Below are 20,155 nucleotides of genomic sequence, written 5' to 3'. Positions count from 1 at the left end.
CCGTCGGCCTCAGTACCTGTGACCGCACTCCGGCAGGGTGGGCAGGACGGGTCTGGCGTGGATGCGGAGGCCGCTTGCTCGGCTGCGCGGAGCGCTCGTCTGGGCTCGGGAGCTTACGGCCTGGGCGCGGAGCCAGCGGTGTCCCCGTCGTTGTCCGATTCGGCGGGGTGAACTGGATCGCCGCCGGTTCCGTGACGATCAGGGGTGCGTGCGTAGGCCCGAGGTGAGACGACAGCAGGACGACTGGCGGCAGGGGAGAGGGGCGTGCGGGCGTCGGATGTTCCGTGGCCGACTCCCGCGTACGTGGCCTCTGCCCCGAGCCTGAACGGTCCCGATGCTCGGCGGGATCGGCCTGGGTGGATGACTGCCTGCGGACCGGACTGCCGCACGACCGCCTATGAGACAGGCACGAGCACCGTGATGTGTCCCTGGACGGTGGTGCGGGCGATCAGCGGGCGGCCCCAGAGCTGCGGCCCCGAGGGGACGCGGACATCGAGGAGAAGCTGAAGTGACTCGGTGCGGCGACCGAGCCCCGGCTGCGGGTGCAGCGGTTCCGCTCCCGCGGGAGTTCGGGCCCGAGGTGCTCCGCTACCAGCTGCCTGCGGACTAGGCCGTGTCTCATAACAATTGATCTTGTGGCGGGTCATTGCTCCTCGGCTCGCAGCCACAGGATCAGCGAGGCGAGGACGACGCCGGCCCGATAGCGGTTGGCCAGCTTGTCGAATCTGGTGGCCACCGCCCGGAATTGCTTCAGCTTGGCGAAGCAGCGTTCGACGACGTTCCGCCCCTTGTAGGCGGCCTTGTCGAAGGCCGGCGGACCTGAACTCGATGCACCATTGGCCGGCCCGCCTCGTCGAGAGAACGAACAGTCTACGAACTATGGGTTTCGGCAGCACCTCGGGCGGGCTCATGCCGGAGAGGGGGACCGGCTCCGACGAGGTGGCCTCGCGGGGGCTGCGGGCAGCCCTACCGCATCGAGCCAGAGTCGCCTGATGCCGCGCCTGCGGTCGCTGGCGATCCTCGGTCAGGACCTACCTGCCTCGGGCAGCCCAGAGGCATCGGCCGCCCCGCTCTCGGGAAGTGGTGGTCCGACATCCACGATCGCCTCCGCGTAGGCCTTGTCGCGGGTGAAGGACATCCGGGACCGGGGCTCGTGGAAGCCGTTGACGCAACCGCCCAGCCAGTTCCTGTTGATCCGCTCCACGGCCCTGGCCAACGCGTCCTGCCACAGATACGGAGATGCCCCGACATCCTCCTCCGAGGCGTAGGCGGACGCATGGGAGGTCCACAGCGCGGTCAGCTCCTCCACCACCCCGGCGTGCTGCCACCAGCACTGCCGCGGGAGCTGTTCGGTCGTCAGTTCGTAAGCGTCGGCCAGCCACACCACCCACGCGACGAACTCCGGCCACAGCACCCCGGACTGCTCCGCGGTCAGGGCCCGCCACAGGACCGGGACGCCGGGGCCGCGGTCGGACGGCCCGCCTACGGCCCCATTGCCGGCGCCGGGGCCCGCCGCCGAGGGTACTGGACGCTGCTCGAGGTCAAGCATCCGCTGGGTCAGCGCGGCCATTTCGGAGTTGATCGAGGCCAGTTCCTCGAAGATCGGATCGAATGCGTCAGGCACGGTTCACCATCGCCAGGGCCTCCTTGGTCGCTGCGGCGATCTCAGCCGCCCTCGGTCCCTCGTGGGCACGGACGAACCGCACCCGGGTGGCGGGGGTGCGGCGGTGGACCAGCAGCCCCGTCCGCTCCTCCAGCATGCGGATGTCGCTCGGCTCAAGCGCGGCGCGGCGCCTGACCGACAGCGACGAGGACACCCTGTCGCCGTCATCCGACACCGACTCAGTGTCCTCGTCGAACTCCCCGACGAGCGCGGAGTAGGCCTTGAGCTCCTGCTCATCACTGACACCGCCAAGAATGATCTTCGCCGTCGCTGCGCCGAACATTTTGCGCACCCCGGTCTGGCCCCAACGCTCCTCCGCCTGCGCCAGGTTCTGCAGCACCGCGGCCACGAAGATGTTCTGGCTCCCGCTGACGCTCATGAAGCTCGGGATCTGCGGAAGTGGCGCCACGTTGGCAAGCTCGTCCAGGAAGCAGCCCAGTGGTGGGTCCAGGCGTCCGTTCGGCATCCGCGCAGCGATCCGTTTCGCGGTGTCCAGGATCGCCTGGGTGAAAGTCGCCAGAATCGGCGCGAGCGCCGACCCCTCCTCCTCGTCGCCGATGAGGAACAGGGTCCCGCCGCCGCGAAGCCACGCTTCGATGTCGAAGTTCGGCTGCGACGGGGCGAAGATCGACGCGACGCGGTCGTCGTAGAGCGCCAGGAACGACTGCTCGGCGGTACGCCACGATGCGGACCGTTCCTCGGGCGCGGCCGCGTGCTGCGCCGCGAGGGCCCGGGAGAGCTCCACGCGGCCGTGCCGGGCCAGGATGTCCACGGCCTCGCGCTCGGCCGGTGCGGTGGCCCACTTGAGGATGTCGAGAGCACTGCGCTTGTCCAGCGCCGCCGCGTGGAGCCAGCAGGTGATCAGCATCTTGGCGTTCATGACGAAGTAGCCGCCGTTCTTGGTGCCTTCGTCGGACTTCGTGGAGGCGGTGAGGGTCTCGGCGCGCCGGCGCGCGGTCTGGAAGTCCTCACATCCGTCGGTCAGCGGCCATGCCAGCTGGTGGGGCCAGCCCGACAGGCCAGTCGCGTCGAGGGTCCACACCTTGCCGTGGACCTCCCGCAGCTTGGCCGAGGAGAAGAGCACGTCCGTCTTGCTGGAGGTGGCCAGCACTGTCCCCTGGAAGCTCAGGATGGCGGGGAGGATGAACTGGCTGGTCTTTCCTTCGCGAGGGGGCGCGACCAGGAGAAGGCTCTCTTCGATGGTCAGCCACAGGGGGATGTCCGAGGGATCCGCGTTGCCGCAGAAGACCGCGACCTGGGTCACGTCCACGGGGGCGGCCGTGGCGAGCGTGGGCCGCAGGGCCGGGATCCGGCTCAGCGCCTTGGCCTCGCCCATCGCGGCCTCCAGCTGCTTGCGGGTGGCCAGGCCGTCGGCGCCGTCGGAGCGGCGGCGCTGCCAGCGCTGCCACCCGGTTTTCACCAGGAAGTACAGGCCCGCGCACTCCGCAAGGAACACCGTCCAGAACGGAACGGGGCCCCCGACTCCCGACCCCTTCTTGAAGGCGGCGGAGGGTTCGAGGAAGTGGATGAAGACTTTGGCGGAGCCGGCGCCAGCCTCGCCCCAGCCGACATGGGCGGGACGCTGATGGGCCGCCAGCCCGGACAGCACCGCGGCCAGCCACACCAGCGCCGTGAGGATGACCAGCCCCACCAGCGGCCCGATCCACCAGGAGTCCCGGCCAAGCCGCAGCCGTGTGGCCGATATGGGGGAGGCGACCTTGGGTATGCTCATGCCGCGCCGCCCTTCGTGAGGGCTATCAGCGGGGCCTGGGACGGGGCGCTGCGAGCCTCGCCGCCGCTCCGGGTCTCCGTCATCCTGCTGTTGGTGTTCGTCAGGCGGACCTCGACAGCCGAACGGATGTGCTGAACCAGGGAGATGCGGCCCCCGACCTGCCAGACGGCGCGCCCCGGCGCGCACACGTTGGTGCCGTCGGCGATCGCCTCGCGCGCCCACTGCGGCAGCTGCAGGTAGTCCGCGGTGGCGTCCGCGTCCGCTTTGTCCATGTGGTAGAGGACCCGGGTGGCGGTGAGCTTGAGGATGGCCATGGCCTCGGGGGACTCGTTGACGTCGACATCGGTCAGGTGGTGGACCACGGCCATGAAGGAGAGCCCCAGGCGGCGCCCGTAGCGCACAAACTCCTCGAACAGGCGTGCCACCGGGCGGTGGCTGAGGATGTGCCAGGCCTCCTCGACGATCAGCGTGCGCTTGATGCGGTCACCGGGCCGGATCCACCCGAACCTCAGCCACGGCCCGATCACCGACATGAGCAGCGGCATGGCCGTGCCCTCACGCGGGAGACGGGTGAGATCGAAGACGATCAGGCGCGCGTCCAGGTCGATGCCGACGGTCGTTGGCCCGTCGAACATCCCAGCCAGCTCGCGCGTCGGTGAGCAGAGCTCGTCCATGGCCAGTGACGCGGGCCGGCCCCACCGCCCGAGCTCACTGGCGCTCACGGTCCGCTGCCCGAGCTCCGCCGGCTCGGGCGCGGTCAGCGCGTTCAGCACGTCGGACAGGACCGGCACTCGGCGGGCGGCACCCGCGGCGGCCACGGCGGCCTGGTGGGCGACGGACAGCGCGAACCGGGTCTCGGCGGACATGTCCCCGCCGATGATCTCGATCATGGAGCAGAGGATCTTGAACTGGTGCTCGGCCGGGATCCGCGGGTCGAGCGGATTGATCCGAACGGCGCCCTCCTCGTCGCGGCCACCGTAGATCAGCCGGACCGGTTTGATCCCCAGCGCCCGGGCGATGCCGTCCCATTCGCCGACGCCGTCCTCGCCCTGGGCGTCCAGGACGGCGAACGCCCGGTCGCGAAAGCGCAGTTGGCGCAGCACATAGGACTTCTCCAACGCGCTCTTGCCGTACCCGCTCTTGCCGAGGATGAGGATGTGTCCGCTGGGAAGGCGCTCGCGCGCCGAGGGGTCGTAGAGGATGAACGGGTCGTAGATGTAGGCCTTCCCGCTGTACATCTCACGCCCGATGATGACCCCCCGCGGGTCACCTCCCGGCGCTCCGACGGCGGGATAGAGCCCGCACGCCTGGGCTGTCGTGGTCCGCATCGCCCGCCGGCGGGTCTGCTTCTGAGCCCGGAGCATCTCCAGCACGGCGCTCAGTCCTTCAGCAGGCCGCCGGCCAGCGGCAGCGTGTTGGCGTGGGCCCGGAAGTGCTCGTGATCGCACCACTCCAGACGCAGGTGGGCCAGGGTGGCACCGGACGCCAGAGCGTCCTTGTGCCGGCGCAGCAACTCGGGGTCCGGCGAGGTCACGGTGACCCAGCCGGTCAGCCGGATACCCGCCGCGCCGTTGGCGATGTCGTGCATGGCGGCGGTCGCGGTACGCCGTTCCTTGGCCTCCCGCGGGTCGGCGACCCTGCCCGCCTTCGTGTCGGCCTGCCCGACCTCGTTGGTGACGTCCGCCATCGCCTCGCGCAGGGCGTCGTCGCTGCTGACCAGATCCATCGTCACCCCGACGGTGAAGATGACGTCCTGCACGTACAGCATGAGCGGCGCGAGGAAGTTGATGCCCACGGGCAGGACCGGCAACTGCTTCCACCAAGCCGTGACGCTGTGCCAGGGATCGGCCCCCTCCCAGCTCCGGGAGAGCATCACGCCCGGGTCACGGGCGTCGACCTCGGCAGGCCACGCGGTCGCCCGGTCCATGCCCTCCGTGTCGTTGATCCAGTGGCTCGGGTCGTAGCTGTGATGGATCCAGCTGGCCAGTGTCGGCTCGTCCAGGTTGCGCACCCACCGCAGCTGAGCCATCCCGAGGCGGCGGATGAACTCCTCCACCTCCCGCCCGAGGACGATCCCGAACCCCTCGTGCAGCGTCCGGTACCGGCGGGCCTCGGCGACCAGCCGCGCGTCGTAGGGCATGCCCACCACCAGGACCAGACGCCGGTCCTCCGCCGAGATCGCGACGGTCCGCAGCAGACTGTCGTAGGAGTCGAGGAGCCACTTCGGCGCGCCGGGGTCACGACGCTGCGCTGCGTCCCGCGCATGGGCGTTGGGGTCGGTGGGCACCACGCGACTGAGCCACTGGATGCGGCGGATGCGCCCGCCCGAGTCGGCCAGCGCCTTCAGGAAGCTGTCCCACGCGCCGACGAGCCGCTCCTTGTCCTCGGTGTCCAGGCCGCCGAAGTTCTGCTGTCCTTCGATCTCGATGGCGGCCGTGAACATCGCCTCGTCGGGCTGCAGCAGGATGGCCAGGTCGCCGAAGGCGGTACGGGCGTTGATCCACTCGAGCTGGGGGACCCCGGGGGGCGGCTGGACGGGCCGGGGGGAGCCGTCCCAGTTGCGGCCGACCTTCGGAGCGAGGGACTTGTAGAGCAGCCGGCCGTCGCGCAGCAGTCGACGGTGGGTGCGCCGGATCTCGTACCACTTGAGGAAGGTCCGGCCCTGCCAGGGGGCCAGCGTCGCCCAGGTGGTGCTGCCCACGGCGACCACGAAGGCGAGGAGTTTGAGCGGGATGCCGGGGCCCACCCACAGTGCGAGCAGGCCTGCGAGCACGCCGCCGCCGAGAACCCACTGTTCATCCGCCTCAAGGCGCCGCCCCAGCAGGCCCCGCGGGCGCGGGCGGGGAAAGACGAAGCTGCGGCTCATCGGGGCTCCATATCGTGCTCTCGGGACGGGGTCGGGTCAGTTCTCGTCGGCATCGGGGGGTTCCTCCAGCGGACTCCCGTCGGACCACGTGGCGTTCTCCGGCGCCGGAGGAGCGGGCGCGGCAGGCATGGGTGGAGCAGAGGGTCGCGTGGGCGGCGGAGCCGGAACGCCGCCAGCAGGAGGCGGGCCGCCTGTGCCCGGGCCGCCGCCGCCCGCCGGTACGGGCGGGGGAGTGGACACGTCCGGAGCTGACGGAGAAGCGGGGTCCGGCGCGGCGCTCACCGCATCCGGCAGCTCGCCGCTCGCGGGCACCTGCGGCAGTGAGGCAGCGCCGGGGTCGGACTGCCCGTCTCCGGCGCCAGCCGCCGGGCTCGGAGGTCCTGCCTCCTGACCGCCTCGCGGCTCGTCCGGGGCCGAAGCAGCAGTGGCAGCGTCCACGCCGCGCATCGCGCTTTGCTCGACCTTGTCCGCCGCCTTGCCCATCGCGACGCCACCGGCCGCGCTGGCGGCACCGACTCCCCCGGCAGCGTCGGCCCCGGCCTCCGGAGCCTGCGGGTCCGCCGCATCACCGGCGCCTTCTTCGCCGTCCGTCTTCTCCGGCTTCTTCGGGCCGAGACGCGACTTGAGCTCGCCGTATGTCGACTGCGCAGAATCGGCGCCGCCGGAGACGCCGCCCTGCATCTGCTTGCGCGAGCTGAAGACTTCCTGGAGCTGGTCACCGAGAACCGGTACGAACTTGGCTACCTGGAAGGGCAGGAACAGGGCCAGCCAGAAGAGGGCGAGCGCCGTGAGGATGGTTCCGAACGCCTGCAGGATGCCGGCCTTGTGGCTCTTGTCCCCCACCAGGAGTCCCGATGCCAGGGCGAGGGCGGTGAAGGTGACGTACCTCGAGGCGATGATGCCGAGGATGACCCCGACCCAGCGCCTGCTGTGACCCCACAGGTCTCGGTCGACCAGGCCCGCGAAGACCGTGGGCCCGAAGACGAGGCCGGCGTAGATGAGGGCGTTGCGGACGATGATCTCAAGCCACACACCGAGAATGGCCATCAGCAGGAACGCGCCGACCATCATGATGATGGCCATGCCGGCCGGCCCGAAGGCCAGCAGGGCCAGCAGCGCGCCGAGGATGAGGGGGGCCGCTCGACCGATGTCGTGGGCGACCGGTGTGAGCATGGCGTCGGCTGCGCCGTCGAAGAGCTCCGTGGTGTAGGCGACGACGAGTGGTGCGAACGCCGAGGCCATGACGGACATCAGCAGGAATCCGATGGACTCGCCGAGCGCCTGCAGGGGCGGAACGCCTTGGATGGCGCGTTTGGCGACCGCGATCAGCCACAGGATGACAGTCAGGATGACGGAAGCGCCGAACGCCATCGTGTAGGTCCGAACGAAACCCTCGTTCGACCAGTCGACCTGGGTGACGTCCAAGTCCTCGGCCAGGGAGGTCAGGACGCTCGCGACGGCATTCGCGATCGCACGCGCGATGTAGCCGAACGGGTCGGAGACGAAGTCAGCGGTCTTGCCGACCGTGACGGCGCTGTCGCAGATCTGGTCCATCAGGGGGAGGCTGCACACCTGCTTAGCGACGTCGCCGGTGTCGGAGCGGGCCGGAGTGGCGAAGACGACCGAGAGGAACACGACCAGGGCGCTTGCGATGGGTGCCGCTGCTCGGCGCGGCAGGCTGCGGTCAGCCCACATACGGGGGCGCATCGAATTCCTTGTTCGTCGAGGCGAAGGCATCCACCGGCGTCGGCTTCTGCCCGGTGGTCTGCAGAGGTGTGGGACCCGCCGAGCCGGAGATCGAGGCGACCTTCCAGTCCCCGTCCTGCCAGACCATGGAGAGGGTGTAGGTAGTCCACGACGCCGACACCGGGAGCGGGGCGTTGGGCGTGGCCAGGCCCACGACACCGCACATCCACACGCTGACCGTGGCGACCTGGGGCGAGAAGCTCGTCAGCTTGGAGCCCAGCGGCGAGGCCCGGGCGATCAGCTGGTCCGCGGTGTCAGCCGTCAGTCCCAGGACGGAGCCGAACTTCTCCGAGGCGGCGTCATCGGCCTTGATCTGGGCAGGTGCGGAATCCGCGGTCATGATCGCCTTCAGGATGCGCTCCCTGACCTTGGGGTCGGTGAGGTAGGCGGCGCTCGATCGCGCGAGTTCGGCGTTGACGGCGGCGGCGACGGCGCCCTCACGGGTGTCGGTGTAGCCGGCCGGGACCCCGCCGACGAGGCGCAGCCCCGCGGGCTGGCCGTTGGCGCCGGAGCCGGCCAGGCTCTCCCCTCCGGCGCCGGACGCGGAAGCGGCCGCCGCCCGCGGGGCTCCGGGGGTGCTGCTGGTGCCGTCCCCGCCGCGCGAGGCGAGAGCGAAGCCGAGGACCAGGACGACCGCGATGGCGGCGAGAGTGATGGCCGGGCCACGCCGGAAACTGGCGTTCTGTTTCGTTTCCCTGTCCTCGCTGATGACCTTCGTGCCGGCGCCGGAATACCTGGAGCGGCGCACTAGATCCCCATCCCGTAGACGATGGTGAACAGCGTTCCGAGAGACGCGACGACGAATGCGGCGACTAGGCTTCCCGCCAGCTCCTTCTGGCCCTGCTTGACCTGGACCGTGTCGTGCTGCGAATTTCCGACACGCAGGTGGACGAGGCCCAGCAGGGCGCGGCCGAGCAGTACGAGAATCACCGCAGCCATGATCGCCTGAATGACGGTGCGCGCGGTGCCGCCGATCTGTGCGAACGGCCCCCAGTCCGGTGCAAGGCCCTTGACCAGGCCGTCGACGGTACCCCCGGCGGTTTTGCCGGAATCAGGATCCTTGGCCAAGAAAACTTCCCGCGCAAGATGCAACATATCCCGCCCGCCCCTTTGTTGAAGACTTTCATTGAAAGGTCCGCCCCTTCTCGGCTGAAAGTCGGGAAGGCAATTGCAGATCGCGGAACTATCGGCTACTCTCCGATTCCCGGAGGATTCGGTGGATGTTGGCCACGAATCCGAGAGTCGGAGCTTCCTTCCTCTCCTTGAACCGCAGCAAGTTCGCTGGCCCATTACATGCGACGGGTGGTCGCGGCCGCATTAGACACGTGACGTTCACAGCCCAGGAGTCCGCAGGACGGGAAACCCCGGAGGCGGCATCCCGGCCCACGGAATCTGAGCCCGCTGGCGGCCGCCCCGAGCGCGTTCAAGGAAAGGGATGGTGAGGTGCGGAAGATCGCGCTGGGCTTTCTCGCACTACTCCTCGCGATGGCGGGCGGCCTGTCCGTCATCGTCCTCATGGCGGCAGGTCACGCAAGCGCAGCCAACACGACGACGTGCACGGGCGGTATCACCCCGGTAGGTGATGGCGCCCAGGGGCCCGGCTCCGCCGCAGCCGCCTCCGGAGCGGACTCCCCCTCCACCCAGGGCAACCAGGCCATCGTCGTACCGATGAACCCCCAGGGCCCCCAGGAGGGCCCGAAGTGGTCCGACCAGCAGACCCGCAATGCGGCCACCATCACCAACGTCGCACGGACCAGAAACCTCAGTCCCCGCGCCGCGGTCATCGCCGTCGCCACCGCGATGCAGGAATCGACCCTGGAGAACCTGAACCACGGCGACCGCGACAGCCTGGGGCTGTTCCAGCAAAGGCCCAGCCAGGGATGGGGTACGGCCGCACAGATCACCGACCCGGTCTACGCCTCCAACCAGTACTACGACGCACTCGTGAAAGTCCGCGACTGGCAGACCCGCCCGCTGACCGACGTCGCCGCGGACGTCCAGGCACCCGACGCGCGCTACCGCACGGCCTACGCCAAGTGGGAGCAGAGTGCCGGCGGGCTCGTCAGCACCTCCTGGGGCACGGCCGCCGTCACCTCCGTCTACACCGGCTGCGACACCGCCACGGCGACCAACACGGGCACCGCGGTGGGCGGCGCCATCGGTGCCGCCGCCGCGGACGCCGTCGGCACCTTCACCGCCCACAACCCCCGCACCCCGACCCAGGCGATCGCCGCCGCCCGCGCCGCCTCCACCAGCGGACGCTCGGACTTCAGCCGCATGTGCGACAACTTCGTCGCCCAGTCCTACGGCTGGGGATCATCCGGCTCCGAGACCGCCAACGTCCACTGGCAGCGCCTCGTCGCCAGCGGCGACGCCCACCCCGGAGACAACACACCCCCCGCAGGGGCGCTCCTGTTCTACGACACCGGCAGCAACGCCGGACACGTCGCCCTCTACCTGGGCAACGACATGGTCGCCAGCAACGACATCGCCGGCGACGGACTCATCGGCATCCGGCCCCGAACCGACTTCACCAACGGCACGTGGCACCTGCGCTACCGCGGCTGGGCCCAGGCCGCCTTCCCGTCCGCAGCAGGAGCCAGCACCCTTCCCATCCCCCAGGGAGTGGCGTGAACGACACCCGAGTCCACATCACCGCCGACGGAACAGCATCGATCAACGACGATTCCGTGACCGCCCCCGCCGACATCGACCCCACCCACGCGGTCCTCCACCACCTCACCCTCGAAGCCGCCGGCCTGGGCGAGCCCCTCGCCGCAGCCATCACGGACGACCGCACCGGCCAACACCTCAGACTGCAGGTCAACCCCGACGGATCCACCGACCTACTCGCCCCCGGCGAGCCCCTACACCACCAGCCCCCCGCCGCCGCCCCGCCACAACCGCACACACCGGACCCCGACCCCTTCCCCGCCGAACACCGCCAGGCCCTCGAAGCTGTGCACGCCGCCGGACGCGCCCACGACTTCCCCACCGCCACCCGCCACGCCGACAAACTCCTGCAGGACATCACCCACACCCACGGCCACCACCACCCGGCCACCCTCACCACCGCCCAGGTCCGAGCCGACCTCGCCTGGATGTCCGCAGACTTCCGCTACGCCGCCGAGCTGTGGACGTTTATCGCCGACACCTGGGCCCAAACCCTCGGACCCACCAGCCGCCAGGCCCGCTTCAGCATCCGCCAGGCCACCGCATCCTGGCGCTACACACCCGACACCCACGCGCGCGAAACCGGCCCCGCCCTCCTGGCCGCCCTGGAGAGCATCGCCCCCACCCCCCAGGCCGACCGCGCCCTCGCAGCCGTCCGAACCCGCCTCGCCGGCCTCAGTGCCACCGCACCTGAGGTAGCGTAAGCAACCACAATCAAGGGGGAGTTCATGCAGATGATTGCGATGGCACGGCTGATCCTGCGCAACCTCCCGTACGTGCTGGTCATCGTCGGATTCCTCACGATTACGAAGCTCCACGCCTTCCCCGAGATCCTCGCTCCACTCGGCGTCATAGCCGCCGGCATCGTGCTCGGCCGCATCCGCAACGCGCGTACCCGGCGCTGACACCGCCCGACGGGCCGGCGTATCCATGGCAGGCACATCGTCGAAACCGGGCCCGTTCACCGCCCCAACGCCCCGAGTCGGCCGCCCGCCGGCTCAGCGAGGGGACGGCGGGCGGGACACAGTCGGGAACAGACAGGAACGAACGAACATGTCCCACATCAAGCAGGAGGTTCGTGTCTTCGGAAACCGTGGCATGACGCCGGAGTTGCCAATGCCGGCCTCGTTACCCTGGACGACCCCTCGGCTGTGACCCGCGCCGGGAGCAAGAGGGGATACAACCTGTGAGCACGCACGAGCACGCAGCCGACCTGGCCACCGTCAAGGCGCGGATCCCCTCCGCTGACCAGCTGTTCTCCAACTGGCCTGCCTGCCTGCCCACGCACGCGGCCCACGTCGAGCTCGACCTGTTCGAGATCGGCGAGTTTCAGGACCCGCGGCTGGTCCTCTACACCGGCGTCAGCCAGAAAATGCCGGCGACAGTGGCCTGGGCCCTCTTCGGGACTGCCCGTAACATCCAGCCCGGTCGCACCGCACTGCCAGCCGCCCGGGAGACCCTCACCGATCGGGACGCAGTGCGCGCCCTCCAGCTCCTCGCCGTGGACAACCCGGAGGCCGACGAGGCCGCGATCGAGACCCTCGCGCTACCCGGGGTGACCCGCCAAATCGCCGAACTGGCCACCAGCTCCCATCGTCACCACGAGCAGCACACCATTCCGGCCCGCCGCGAGGTCGGCACGTACATCTACGCCTACCACGGCGGCCCCATCCGATTCGGCGCAGTCACCGCCGACATCGTCGTGATCCGCAGCCCGATCTGGATCGGCACCGCCGACGAACCCGCCGACATCCCAGCCGACCAAGAAGAGACACCGAAGCCGTAGGCGACGACCCGCCACAACCTGGCCCGCCTTCGCACCTGAACAACTCCGACGCGCCGGTTGGGCGAGGCGCTGGGCGTTCAACTCGACGATCACCGCTCCACACCCCGAACCACCAGCCGGCACCGCACCACCTGCGAGTGAACCGTACGCGTCCCGCAGTCGCGCAACCTTGTCCAACTCCTCCCGGACAGCGTTTCAGGCCCCACTTCACGTCGCCTCCCAATCGCGCGCCCGGGCCGGCACTCCTGGCGGAGATCCCGCGGTGCGGGAACCCAGCCGCGAGATACCACCATCCGGGAACCCCCACGACACCGCGCTCGCCCGCAGTCTCTCGCCAGCACATCATCGAGAGGGCGGACCACCGCCGCCACTCGAACCCCGGGGGGACAAGAGCCGATGGACGACGGGCGCTCCACCGAGCTGATGGGCACCGCAACCGTCGGCGACACCACCTACGAATGGCTGGCAACCGCCATCGGCCCCGCGCTGTGCGCCACCCGGGCATCCGGAACCCGCGAAACCCTCCTCACAGGCGACGGCGTCCCCCAGGCCTTCGCCCGCCTCGCCGCCACCACCGCCAACGAACCGCTCCACCTGCTGAGCCGCGAGGAGCGCATCGTCGAGGAGGCCGCCGCCCGGGCGCTGGCCCACCAGCAGCTTCTCCAGGAGGTGGCCGAGCGCCGCGAACTCAACGACCTCCTCGACCACGGCACCATCGACCTGGAGGAGTACCTGACCCGCCTCGAGCCCCAGCTCACCCGGCAGGCGGCCGAACAGGACAGCATCGCAGCACGGCTCGGGCAGCTGCGAACCTTCAAGGACCTCTGGCGCCAGCTCGGGGGACACCACCTCCGAAGCACACCCGGCGACCCCAACGCCACCGAGCCGCCCGGCCCGACAGACAACGAGCGCACACCCGGAACCGACGAGACCGCACGGCTGCGACTCGAAGACCTCTGGCACCACGGTCGGCCGGCCGCCCACGACACGGGAACACCCCCGTGGCACTCGCGCCCCCACGGATCGTTGCCGGACGCGCACCTGGCCCAGGAGATCGCCTGGCTGGGGCGGGCAACGGCCCGCACCCGTGAACGCGCCCGCGGATCCAAGGAGCGCGCCAAAGCCCTTCCCGCCCAGGCTGCCATCGGGGAAGGCCCGAACGCGGTCCGGCTGCGCAGCAGGTTCGAGACAGTGGGCAGGGCCTGGGAATGCCACAGGCGCGCCGACGAACTGTTCGCGCAGCAGCGAGAGCAAACCGAGAAGGCCCGCGCACTGCGGCAGTTGGCTGCGCGCGCGCAGCGGCGCGCGCGCAGCCATCCGGTACGGCTCCTCCTGAACGCGACCACCCCAGGGCACCAGCAGACAGCCGCGGAGCGGCTGCGCGAGGCGGCCGACCGGGCAGCCGGCGCGGCATCGCGTGCCGGCACCGACGCAGCCGCCCTTCTGGCCGAGGCACGGAACCTGTGGCCCGGTGACCCTCGCAGCGACCTCGCCTACCTGCGCTCCCAATTTCCGGATCTCCACAACGGGGCGGTCCAAGGCGACATCGCGTCAGCCGCGCGTGAGGCCACATGGCTTCTGGCCGAGGCCGCACGACTGCAGGACGTGGCGGCCGACTACGACAGCACACTCGGCGCCCTGCTGGAGGAGCGGCACACGAGGGCCGTCCTGAGCCCACAGCAGCAGGCTCAGGAGGAACGCCAGCGGGCCGCCGTCCACCCGCGCACGCGACAGGGTGCGGGCAGCCTCCTGAACCTGGCACACCGCCCCCAGACCAGTCAGCCGGGACGGTCCGCCGGGCCGCCCACCGTGTAGTTGCCCCCTCAGTGCGCGGGCTCGCGGCACACCCCGCCCATCGCGGCGTGCGTCCGGCACCCCGCCCCGGCAGTGCCGAATCACGCATGCGCGTGCCGGCCGTCCCTGGGGCATGACAGGGGACCGCCGGGCCCGGGCGCGCGCTCTCCGGAGCCCGAGCGAGTTGTGCGGCCCGGGCCCGGCAGGAGCCAAAGCCGACGACCGCCACCACACGGCGCAGGGGACCGGAACCCAGGACCGCGGACCACCGGCGGACAAGCTGGCAAGGCCCGCGCGGCGTTCGGACGGTCAGACCTGCGGCGCTCGCCCGGCTTCCATCGGACCAGGACTTGACTCGTCGTCTCGCCATGCCATTGTGCGGCCCCGAAGCGGACCCACCGGTCCGGTTCCCCCGCCCGGCCACACGGTCCCGGGCCCGCCGCCAAGGGACTAACTGCCATGCCCGCGACGTCTTCCACGCCGACCGACCTCTACCCCGTCCTGTCCGACACCGCCGAACTGTTCGCCGACGACCCCGAGTTCGCGCGGCTCATCCGCAAAGCCGAACTGCTCTGCCACGCCCGATCCCTGAAGCGCTGGCTCAAGGGCAACCCCATCGACATCGTGTTCGTCCTGCAGAACGGCAAGGACCTCGGTCTCACCACCTACGAGTCCCTCAACGCCTTCTACCCCGACGAGACAGAAGAGTCCGGCCTGGGACTCCACGCCTCCGCCAAACGCGCGCTGATGCACCGCGCTGGATGGGGCTGGCGGATCGTCGAGACCACACCCGAGCGCTGTACCGTCGCCCTGACCGACCCGGACAAGCCCGACCACGGCGAGCTCACCGAGACCTACACCATCCAGGACGCCCGCCTCGCAGAGCTCCTCGACGGACCCAACGCGAGCTACTGGCGCCGCTACCCCCGCCAGATGCTGTACGCCCGCGTTACCTCCCTGGCATTCGAAGCCCACGTCCGCCACACCCTCTGGGCAGGCCCGCGCATCCTCGGGACCCCCCTCGCGGCCGATCCCGCCCCGATGACCGGGACCACCGTCCCCAACCCCACCCCCGAACACACCGCCAGCCACAGGCCCCCCGCCCCCGCACCCTTCCACGACCCCGCCCCCGCACCCGACCTCGGCGACGAACCGCCCATGTCGGAACCCGACACACCCAACTCACCCCTCCAGCCCGGGCGTGCCCACCCTCACCCCATTCCCACCACACCCCCCGCCCCAGCGGCCCAGGTCCCACGCCCCGCCGCCGAGCCCACCCCCGCTCCGGTTCCCCCGAAGAACACCACCAACACGGAGCCTGGCCAGGCAGCAGACCCCGCACCCGCCACACCTGCACCGGAACCCGCCGACACAAGCCCCCCGCCGGCAACCACCCCGCCCGCCACCGCAGAACCCGAAGGCGCGCTCCCGAACACCGAGCCCGACCAACCCGACCAGGACGACAGGCAACACGCCTGGGCGCAGCTACGCCGGCACTCCCAAGGACTCAAAGAGATTGCGATCTACCGAATCCTCGACGGCGACGAGAAGCGGACGGCTAAGGAAATAGCCGCAGGCAGCATCACCACTGACGGCGTAGCGGCCCTACGCGCCGCGCACAAGGCCGTCGGCCTCACCCCGGACACCGTCTACCGGACGCTGCTCAAGCACAAGGTCCCTCCCGTCACCGAGCCGGGCCCTGTCTCATCGACGCCCCTGCAGACCGCACCGCGTCCCGAGATGCCCGTCATCGAGGCCGACCGCCCGGCCGGCGAAGGGACGGCATCCCCGTGAACCGCAAACTCCTCGAGCAGCACCGGCGGGACCTTGAGGGCGCCGTGGCCGGGGTTTTTTCCGACGCCACGGCCGGGGACCACCACGACCCCGGCGAACTCACCCTCTCCGGCCTCGGCGGCTGCACCCGCCGGGCCGCCCTCCAACTCGCCGGGCACGACCCCAGCGACGACGACTCCCACCGGGAGCAACGAGCCTCCCACCTCGGCCGGGCCATCCACGACTGGTTCCTGCCCCGCCTCGCCGCCAAGCTGGGCCGTGAACTGACCCTCGTCGAACAGGACGTCATCCTGCCGATACGCGGGCTGTACATCCGCGGACGCTTCGATCTCGCCACACTCGCCATCGGGGGAGGGCTGCTCCTGGACCTCAAGACCTACGGGTACGACCAGAGCGACCCCGCCCATCTGCCTTCTCGCGCACGCCTCATGCAGATCTGGGGCTACGCCCTGGGCCTGCGGGTCCAGGGGCACCCGATCGAGATGGTCGCGATCCTGCCGATGTCCCGGATCCACGGCGCGACCGACGGGCTGTGGCTCGCAGAGTTCGGCCCCAGAGAGGAGGCACTCGTCGACGCCCGCGTCCGCGATCTCCTTCACCATGCCCGAGCCCCGTTCTTCGCCCCCAGGGACGGACACCGAGGCCCCGGACTGGACAGGGAATGCGACAACTGCCCGTTCCGGTCCGAGTGCTGGCCCGGGGCCCAGCCGGCGCAGGCCGCCCCCGTGCGCAGTGACGCCGACATCGTCAACCACGGCCTGCGCCACGCCGAGGCTGCCGCGCAGGAAGGCCGCTGGAAGGAAGAGAAGGCCTACCACGCCGCCGCCCTGGCCAAGACCACTCCCGCCACCTACGAGGCCGACGGCTACACGGTGGAGATCGTGGCCACCGGCGGAGGCAGACGCCTCAACCAAGGCGAGGCCAAGGCCCTCCTAGCCGGCAACGGCCTGCCGATACCCATGACAACGGACCGCGAGTCCCGGCGGGCGATCGTCAAACGCCGCCCGCTCGGGTAACCCACACCCGCAAGCGCCGTCAGCGCCTGCGGGATCCACGCACGGCCAAGCGCTGCCTCCCCGCACACTCCAGGTGCCGCGCGCCGCCAGCCATGCGGCCGCAGTTGACTCGTGCCGCGGCCCACCTACATTCCCCTCCACCGCCACCACCCGGCATGCCAGCAAGAGAAGGGGAACGGCATGGCAGATCCAGCGCATAGGCGCATCGTGCAATTCAGCGGGGGAAGAGCTCATTCGCGTCAGGGCCGGAAAGGTGTAATGGCTGCACACCCTACGCACCTTCCCCGATCGCTACGCCATGGCCGAGACCCAGGAGGAATCCTTCCGAGCGAAGCATGGCGACTACACGATCCTCAGAGAGCAGAGAAGCAAGATCGTCTACGGGGTGACCCTGAAAGAGCTTCGACTGAGAGAAGAGTCGCCAGGAGGGCGGTGGGGCTGACTCAGGCCCTCTGTTCGGGGCGACAGAATTCTGTCGGCCGGGCCGCTGGGCTGAACAAAGATATCGACCATACCGCAAGCCGCCCCCTCTCCTCTTCGAGAGGGGGCGGCTTAGGTGATCTCTGGGAGAGTTTGCGCGGCACGTGAGTCAACCCGGACCAGCGTGAATAAGGGGGCGAAACCCTCCGGAGTGCCGCTTGACTCGCACTCTCGAAGCCGTATCTTCTCACTCATCGAAAGCGGCACGAAAGGAATGCCGCACATCGTGGAGAGGGAATCCATGAATGCCCAACAGAAGTACCGAAACCTCAGCGATGGAAAGGTCGTTCCATTCCCCATCTCTCCGGAGTATGTAAAGGCCTGGAGCACGCCGAGGGCAATCGTCGAGCTGATCGCCAACGCGCTTGACGAGGACCGCAAAGCGACGGTCCACTGGGCGGACGGCGTCCTCACCATCGAGGACGGTGGACCCGGCATCGCCCAGGACGCCTTCCTCCTCGGGGCGTCCAAGAAGACCGCCAGCCAGATCGGCCAGTTCGGCGAGGGGAAGAAGCTGGCCTCGCTAGTCCTGGCGCGCGATCCCGACATCGGCGAGATCTGGTTCGAGACCGTCGGCTACGCGTTCAGCCCGACCATCGAGCACCACAGCCCGCTGGACGGCATCGTCCCCAGCCGCGACGGCAGCTCAGCGGCAACCCTGGTCTACACGTTCTACCCCTTCGACCGCGCTGTCGGAACCAAGATCACGATCCAGTGCGCTCAGGAGATCGCCGACGACGCGATCGCCCGCGTTCTGTACCTGACGCAACCCGGCTACACCCCGCCCGACCGGACCGCCTCCATCATGCTGGACGGAGATCCCGGGCGGATCTACATCGGCGGAATCCTCGTCACCCGCGACCCACGTCTGTCCGCCAGCTACGACCTCCCCCTGACCCGAGCCAAGGCGGACCAGAACCGAGACCGGACCTTCATCGACGGCCGGGCACTGGACCAGCACCTGCGAGAGGCCCTCGCCAACAGCAGCGACCCCGCCGTGATCGAGCACTTCGTCAGCAGGGCCCTCGCCAAGCAGCCCCTCGCCGCCCAGGAACAGTACTTTCACGCCGTCAACGCCTACTCCGTCGAACTGGCCTTCCGGCAGATCGCCGGAAAGCTCCTTCCGGCCGGACAGCGGGTGTACTACCGGGACAAGGGCTCAGGTGCCGACGGACTCGAAGCGGAAGCCTGGCTCCGGGAGAGCGGCGTCCAGCTCATCGACACCGAACTGCCCAGCCGCGAGCACTCAGCACTGATGAAGCTCCTCGGAGTCGCGCGCAAGCACACGGCGGAGCGCACCGAGGTCGACCGACAGGAACGCACAACCCAGTGGGTCGACTACAAGGTCCTCTCCGAGGAACAGCGCCACAATCTCGAGCACGCGCTAGCCCTGATCCGCTCAGTCCTCGGAGACGACAGCATCGGCAGGGTCCGGGCCTACAGCGAGGCCCACCAGATCGGCTACTCAACCTCCGGCCTGTACGACCAAAAGTCCGACACCATCGGCCTCCACATCGACGCTCTCGCCCAGCGAGAGGAAACCATCAGCACCGTCATCCAGATGACGGCCAGCCGCAGGGCCTACCTCCAGAAGCTCACCCACCACGCAGGAAGCTACGGACTCACCCGGACGCTCACTGAGATAGCAGCCACCTTCCTACGGGCAGCCACGGGCACACAGTCAACCGCCGCAGGGCCAGCCAACCCCACGCCCCCCGTCCAGTACAGCAAGCCCAACCGGGCCGCGATCGCCCGGACGAGGATCCTCAAGGACGCACCGCCAATCCGACGCCGCCTCGCCGAGCTGCTCCACCAGCGAATGGTGAAGCTCCTCGCCGCACACCAAACCAAGAGCGTCACCCAGGTCCTCAGGACCATCGCCATGGACAAGGTCTACTGGGACCTACTCGACAGTCCCAATCCCGTGGGATGGCGCAGGAGCCAGGGCGTGAGCTGCCTGACCGACTACGACAAGATCACCGGGATAGCTAACCTCGTCGGAGTCAACCCCGCCGTGGTCTTCCTCGGACACATGGCGGAGGAAGCACCCACCTACAACCGGCGCGCCGACGACCACAGCCAGCGGCCGTGGTCCGGCCGACTCCAAGGATCGGTGGCCCGAGCCATCGCCGACCTCGAAGCCGCCGGAGGCATTCACGCCGAACAGATCCCGAGCATCCGCGCCATGGCCAACGGGGATACCCCCTACGATGAAGACAGCAAGTGGCTGAGGCCAATTCACATCTTGCTCGAAGCCGAAGAAGAACGGCGCAGCTAGAACGACCGGTGCCGCCCGGCCCACCCAGGGCTGGGCGGCACTGCCGCTTTCTGCGCGCCTCGTTCCAGCGGGCTGAGGGGCCCGCCCCTCGACACAGCAAGTCGAGAGCCTGGCCTGGGCTTGCCCTCCCGTTGCGAGGAGACCCTTCAGGCCCACAGGAGGCGCACGGCGGACGGCCAAGCAGCAGGCGCACCCCGGGCCCCTGACGAGACCGCCAAATCCGCAAAGCTCAAGACCAGTTGACCGGCAGTGCCGCACGGCTACCTTCCCTCCCGTCGCGCCCGTACCGGTGAACCCGCCCGGTGCACCACCCACACCTCCCGCCCG

15 protein-coding genes and 1 pseudogene are annotated in these 20,155 nt (G+C 69.7%); 8 read left to right on the top strand and 8 right to left on the bottom strand.

The annotated features are described in order from the left end of the window. Positions 1 to 643 precede the first annotated feature (643 nt). The 8 genes and pseudogenes from ABTY61_RS37570 to ABTY61_RS37535 all read right to left on the bottom strand — a co-directional run. Positions 644 to 820 (bottom strand): annotated as a pseudogene (locus ABTY61_RS37570) (IS5/IS1182 family transposase); the annotation flags it as partial. A 204-nt stretch (positions 821 to 1,024) separates the two neighbouring features. Beyond that, entirely contained in the window at positions 1,025 to 1,624 is a 600-nt protein-coding gene (locus tag ABTY61_RS37565; protein WP_350509688.1) for a hypothetical protein, read from the bottom strand. Further along, positions 1,617 to 3,395 (bottom strand): type IV secretory system conjugative DNA transfer family protein, encoded by a 1,779-nt coding sequence (locus ABTY61_RS37560; protein WP_350509687.1) that lies wholly within the window; start codon positions 3,393 to 3,395, stop codon positions 1,617 to 1,619. The genes ABTY61_RS37565 and ABTY61_RS37560 overlap by 8 nt, the downstream gene beginning before the upstream one ends. Next, positions 3,392 to 4,633, bottom strand: coding sequence for a putative type IV secretion/conjugal transfer ATPase (locus tag ABTY61_RS37555; protein ID WP_350509686.1), 1,242 nt, complete (start codon positions 4,631 to 4,633; stop codon positions 3,392 to 3,394). Before ABTY61_RS37555 ends, ABTY61_RS37560 begins: the two co-directional genes overlap by 4 nt. Positions 4,634 to 4,773: 140 nt before the next feature. Further along, a complete protein-coding gene (locus tag ABTY61_RS37550) occupies positions 4,774 to 6,261 on the bottom strand; it encodes an SCO6880 family protein (RefSeq protein ID WP_350509685.1) in 1,488 nt (495 codons plus the stop codon). Between the two features lie 36 nt (positions 6,262 to 6,297). Next, positions 6,298 to 7,815 carry a hypothetical protein gene (locus ABTY61_RS37545; RefSeq protein WP_350509684.1) on the bottom strand — a complete coding sequence of 506 codons (1,518 nt, stop codon included), beginning with the start codon at positions 7,813 to 7,815 and terminating at the stop codon, positions 6,298 to 6,300. Positions 7,816 to 7,945: 130 nt separating this feature from the next. Continuing rightward, on the bottom strand, positions 7,946 to 8,755 hold the full coding sequence (locus tag ABTY61_RS37540) for a DUF8175 domain-containg protein (RefSeq protein WP_350509683.1): 810 nt from the start codon (positions 8,753 to 8,755) through the stop codon (positions 7,946 to 7,948). Further along, the gene (locus ABTY61_RS37535) at positions 8,755 to 9,075 is read right to left on the bottom strand and encodes a DUF8827 family protein (RefSeq protein WP_350509682.1); all 321 of its coding nucleotides are present in this window, start codon (positions 9,073 to 9,075) and stop codon (positions 8,755 to 8,757) included. Before ABTY61_RS37535 ends, ABTY61_RS37540 begins: the two co-directional genes overlap by 1 nt. A gap of 375 nt (positions 9,076 to 9,450) precedes the next feature. Between ABTY61_RS37535 and ABTY61_RS37530 the strand changes: the two genes are divergently transcribed. The 8 genes from ABTY61_RS37530 to ABTY61_RS37495 all read left to right on the top strand — a co-directional run bounded on the left by ABTY61_RS37530 (position 9,451) and on the right by ABTY61_RS37495 (position 19,828). Further along, on the top strand, positions 9,451 to 10,641 hold the full coding sequence (locus tag ABTY61_RS37530; RefSeq protein ID WP_350509681.1) for a hypothetical protein: 1,191 nt from the start codon (positions 9,451 to 9,453) through the stop codon (positions 10,639 to 10,641). Then, entirely contained in the window at positions 10,638 to 11,384 is a 747-nt protein-coding gene (locus ABTY61_RS37525; RefSeq protein WP_350509680.1) for a hypothetical protein, read from the top strand. Before ABTY61_RS37530 ends, ABTY61_RS37525 begins: the two co-directional genes overlap by 4 nt. Positions 11,385 to 11,408: 24 nt before the next feature. Next, positions 11,409 to 11,585, top strand: a complete 177-nt coding sequence (locus ABTY61_RS37520; RefSeq protein ID WP_350509679.1) for a hypothetical protein — start codon at positions 11,409 to 11,411, stop codon at positions 11,583 to 11,585. A 281-nt stretch (positions 11,586 to 11,866) separates the two neighbouring features. Continuing rightward, a complete protein-coding gene (locus ABTY61_RS37515) occupies positions 11,867 to 12,466 on the top strand; it encodes a hypothetical protein (protein ID WP_350509678.1) in 600 nt (199 codons plus the stop codon). 396 nt (positions 12,467 to 12,862) lie between these two features. Continuing rightward, positions 12,863 to 14,281 (top strand): hypothetical protein, encoded by a 1,419-nt coding sequence (locus ABTY61_RS37510; RefSeq protein WP_350509677.1) that lies wholly within the window; start codon positions 12,863 to 12,865, stop codon positions 14,279 to 14,281. Positions 14,282 to 14,719: 438 nt separating this feature from the next. Further along, positions 14,720 to 16,054, top strand: coding sequence for a hypothetical protein (locus tag ABTY61_RS37505; protein ID WP_350509676.1), 1,335 nt, complete (start codon positions 14,720 to 14,722; stop codon positions 16,052 to 16,054). Beyond that, complete coding sequence (locus ABTY61_RS37500) at positions 16,051 to 17,070, top strand: PD-(D/E)XK nuclease family protein (protein ID WP_350509675.1); 1,020 nt, start codon at positions 16,051 to 16,053, stop codon at positions 17,068 to 17,070. The genes ABTY61_RS37505 and ABTY61_RS37500 overlap by 4 nt, the downstream gene beginning before the upstream one ends. A 706-nt stretch (positions 17,071 to 17,776) precedes the next feature. Next, positions 17,777 to 19,828, top strand: coding sequence for an ATP-binding protein (locus ABTY61_RS37495; RefSeq protein ID WP_350509674.1), 2,052 nt, complete (start codon positions 17,777 to 17,779; stop codon positions 19,826 to 19,828). Positions 19,829 to 20,155 lie beyond the last annotated feature (327 nt).

It is taken from the genome of Kitasatospora sp. NPDC096128 (assembly GCF_040303105.1).
Classification (GTDB): domain Bacteria; phylum Actinomycetota; class Actinomycetes; order Streptomycetales; family Streptomycetaceae; genus Kitasatospora.
This window is presented reverse-complemented; position numbering and strand designations above follow the sequence as displayed.

What these genes read in the sequence shown, in the direction of transcription:
- ABTY61_RS37560 (WP_350509687.1), bottom strand. Translation starts at nt 3,395, where the DNA reads ATGAGCATACCCAAGGTCGCCTCCCCCATATCGGCCACACGGCTGCGG.
- ABTY61_RS37555 (WP_350509686.1), bottom strand. Translation starts at nt 4,633, where the DNA reads ATGTACAGCGGGAAGGCCTACATCTACGACCCGTTCATCCTCTACGAC.
- ABTY61_RS37550 (WP_350509685.1), bottom strand. Translation starts at nt 6,261, where the DNA reads ATGAGCCGCAGCTTCGTCTTTCCCCGCCCGCGCCCGCGGGGCCTGCTG.
- ABTY61_RS37545 (WP_350509684.1), bottom strand. Translation starts at nt 7,815, where the DNA reads ATGGACCAGATCTGCGACAGCGCCGTCACGGTCGGCAAGACCGCTGAC.
- ABTY61_RS37520 (WP_350509679.1), top strand. Translation starts at nt 11,409, where the DNA reads ATGCAGATGATTGCGATGGCACGGCTGATCCTGCGCAACCTCCCGTAC.
- ABTY61_RS37510 (WP_350509677.1), top strand. Translation starts at nt 12,863, where the DNA reads ATGGACGACGGGCGCTCCACCGAGCTGATGGGCACCGCAACCGTCGGC.
- ABTY61_RS37505 (WP_350509676.1), top strand. Translation starts at nt 14,720, where the DNA reads ATGCCCGCGACGTCTTCCACGCCGACCGACCTCTACCCCGTCCTGTCC.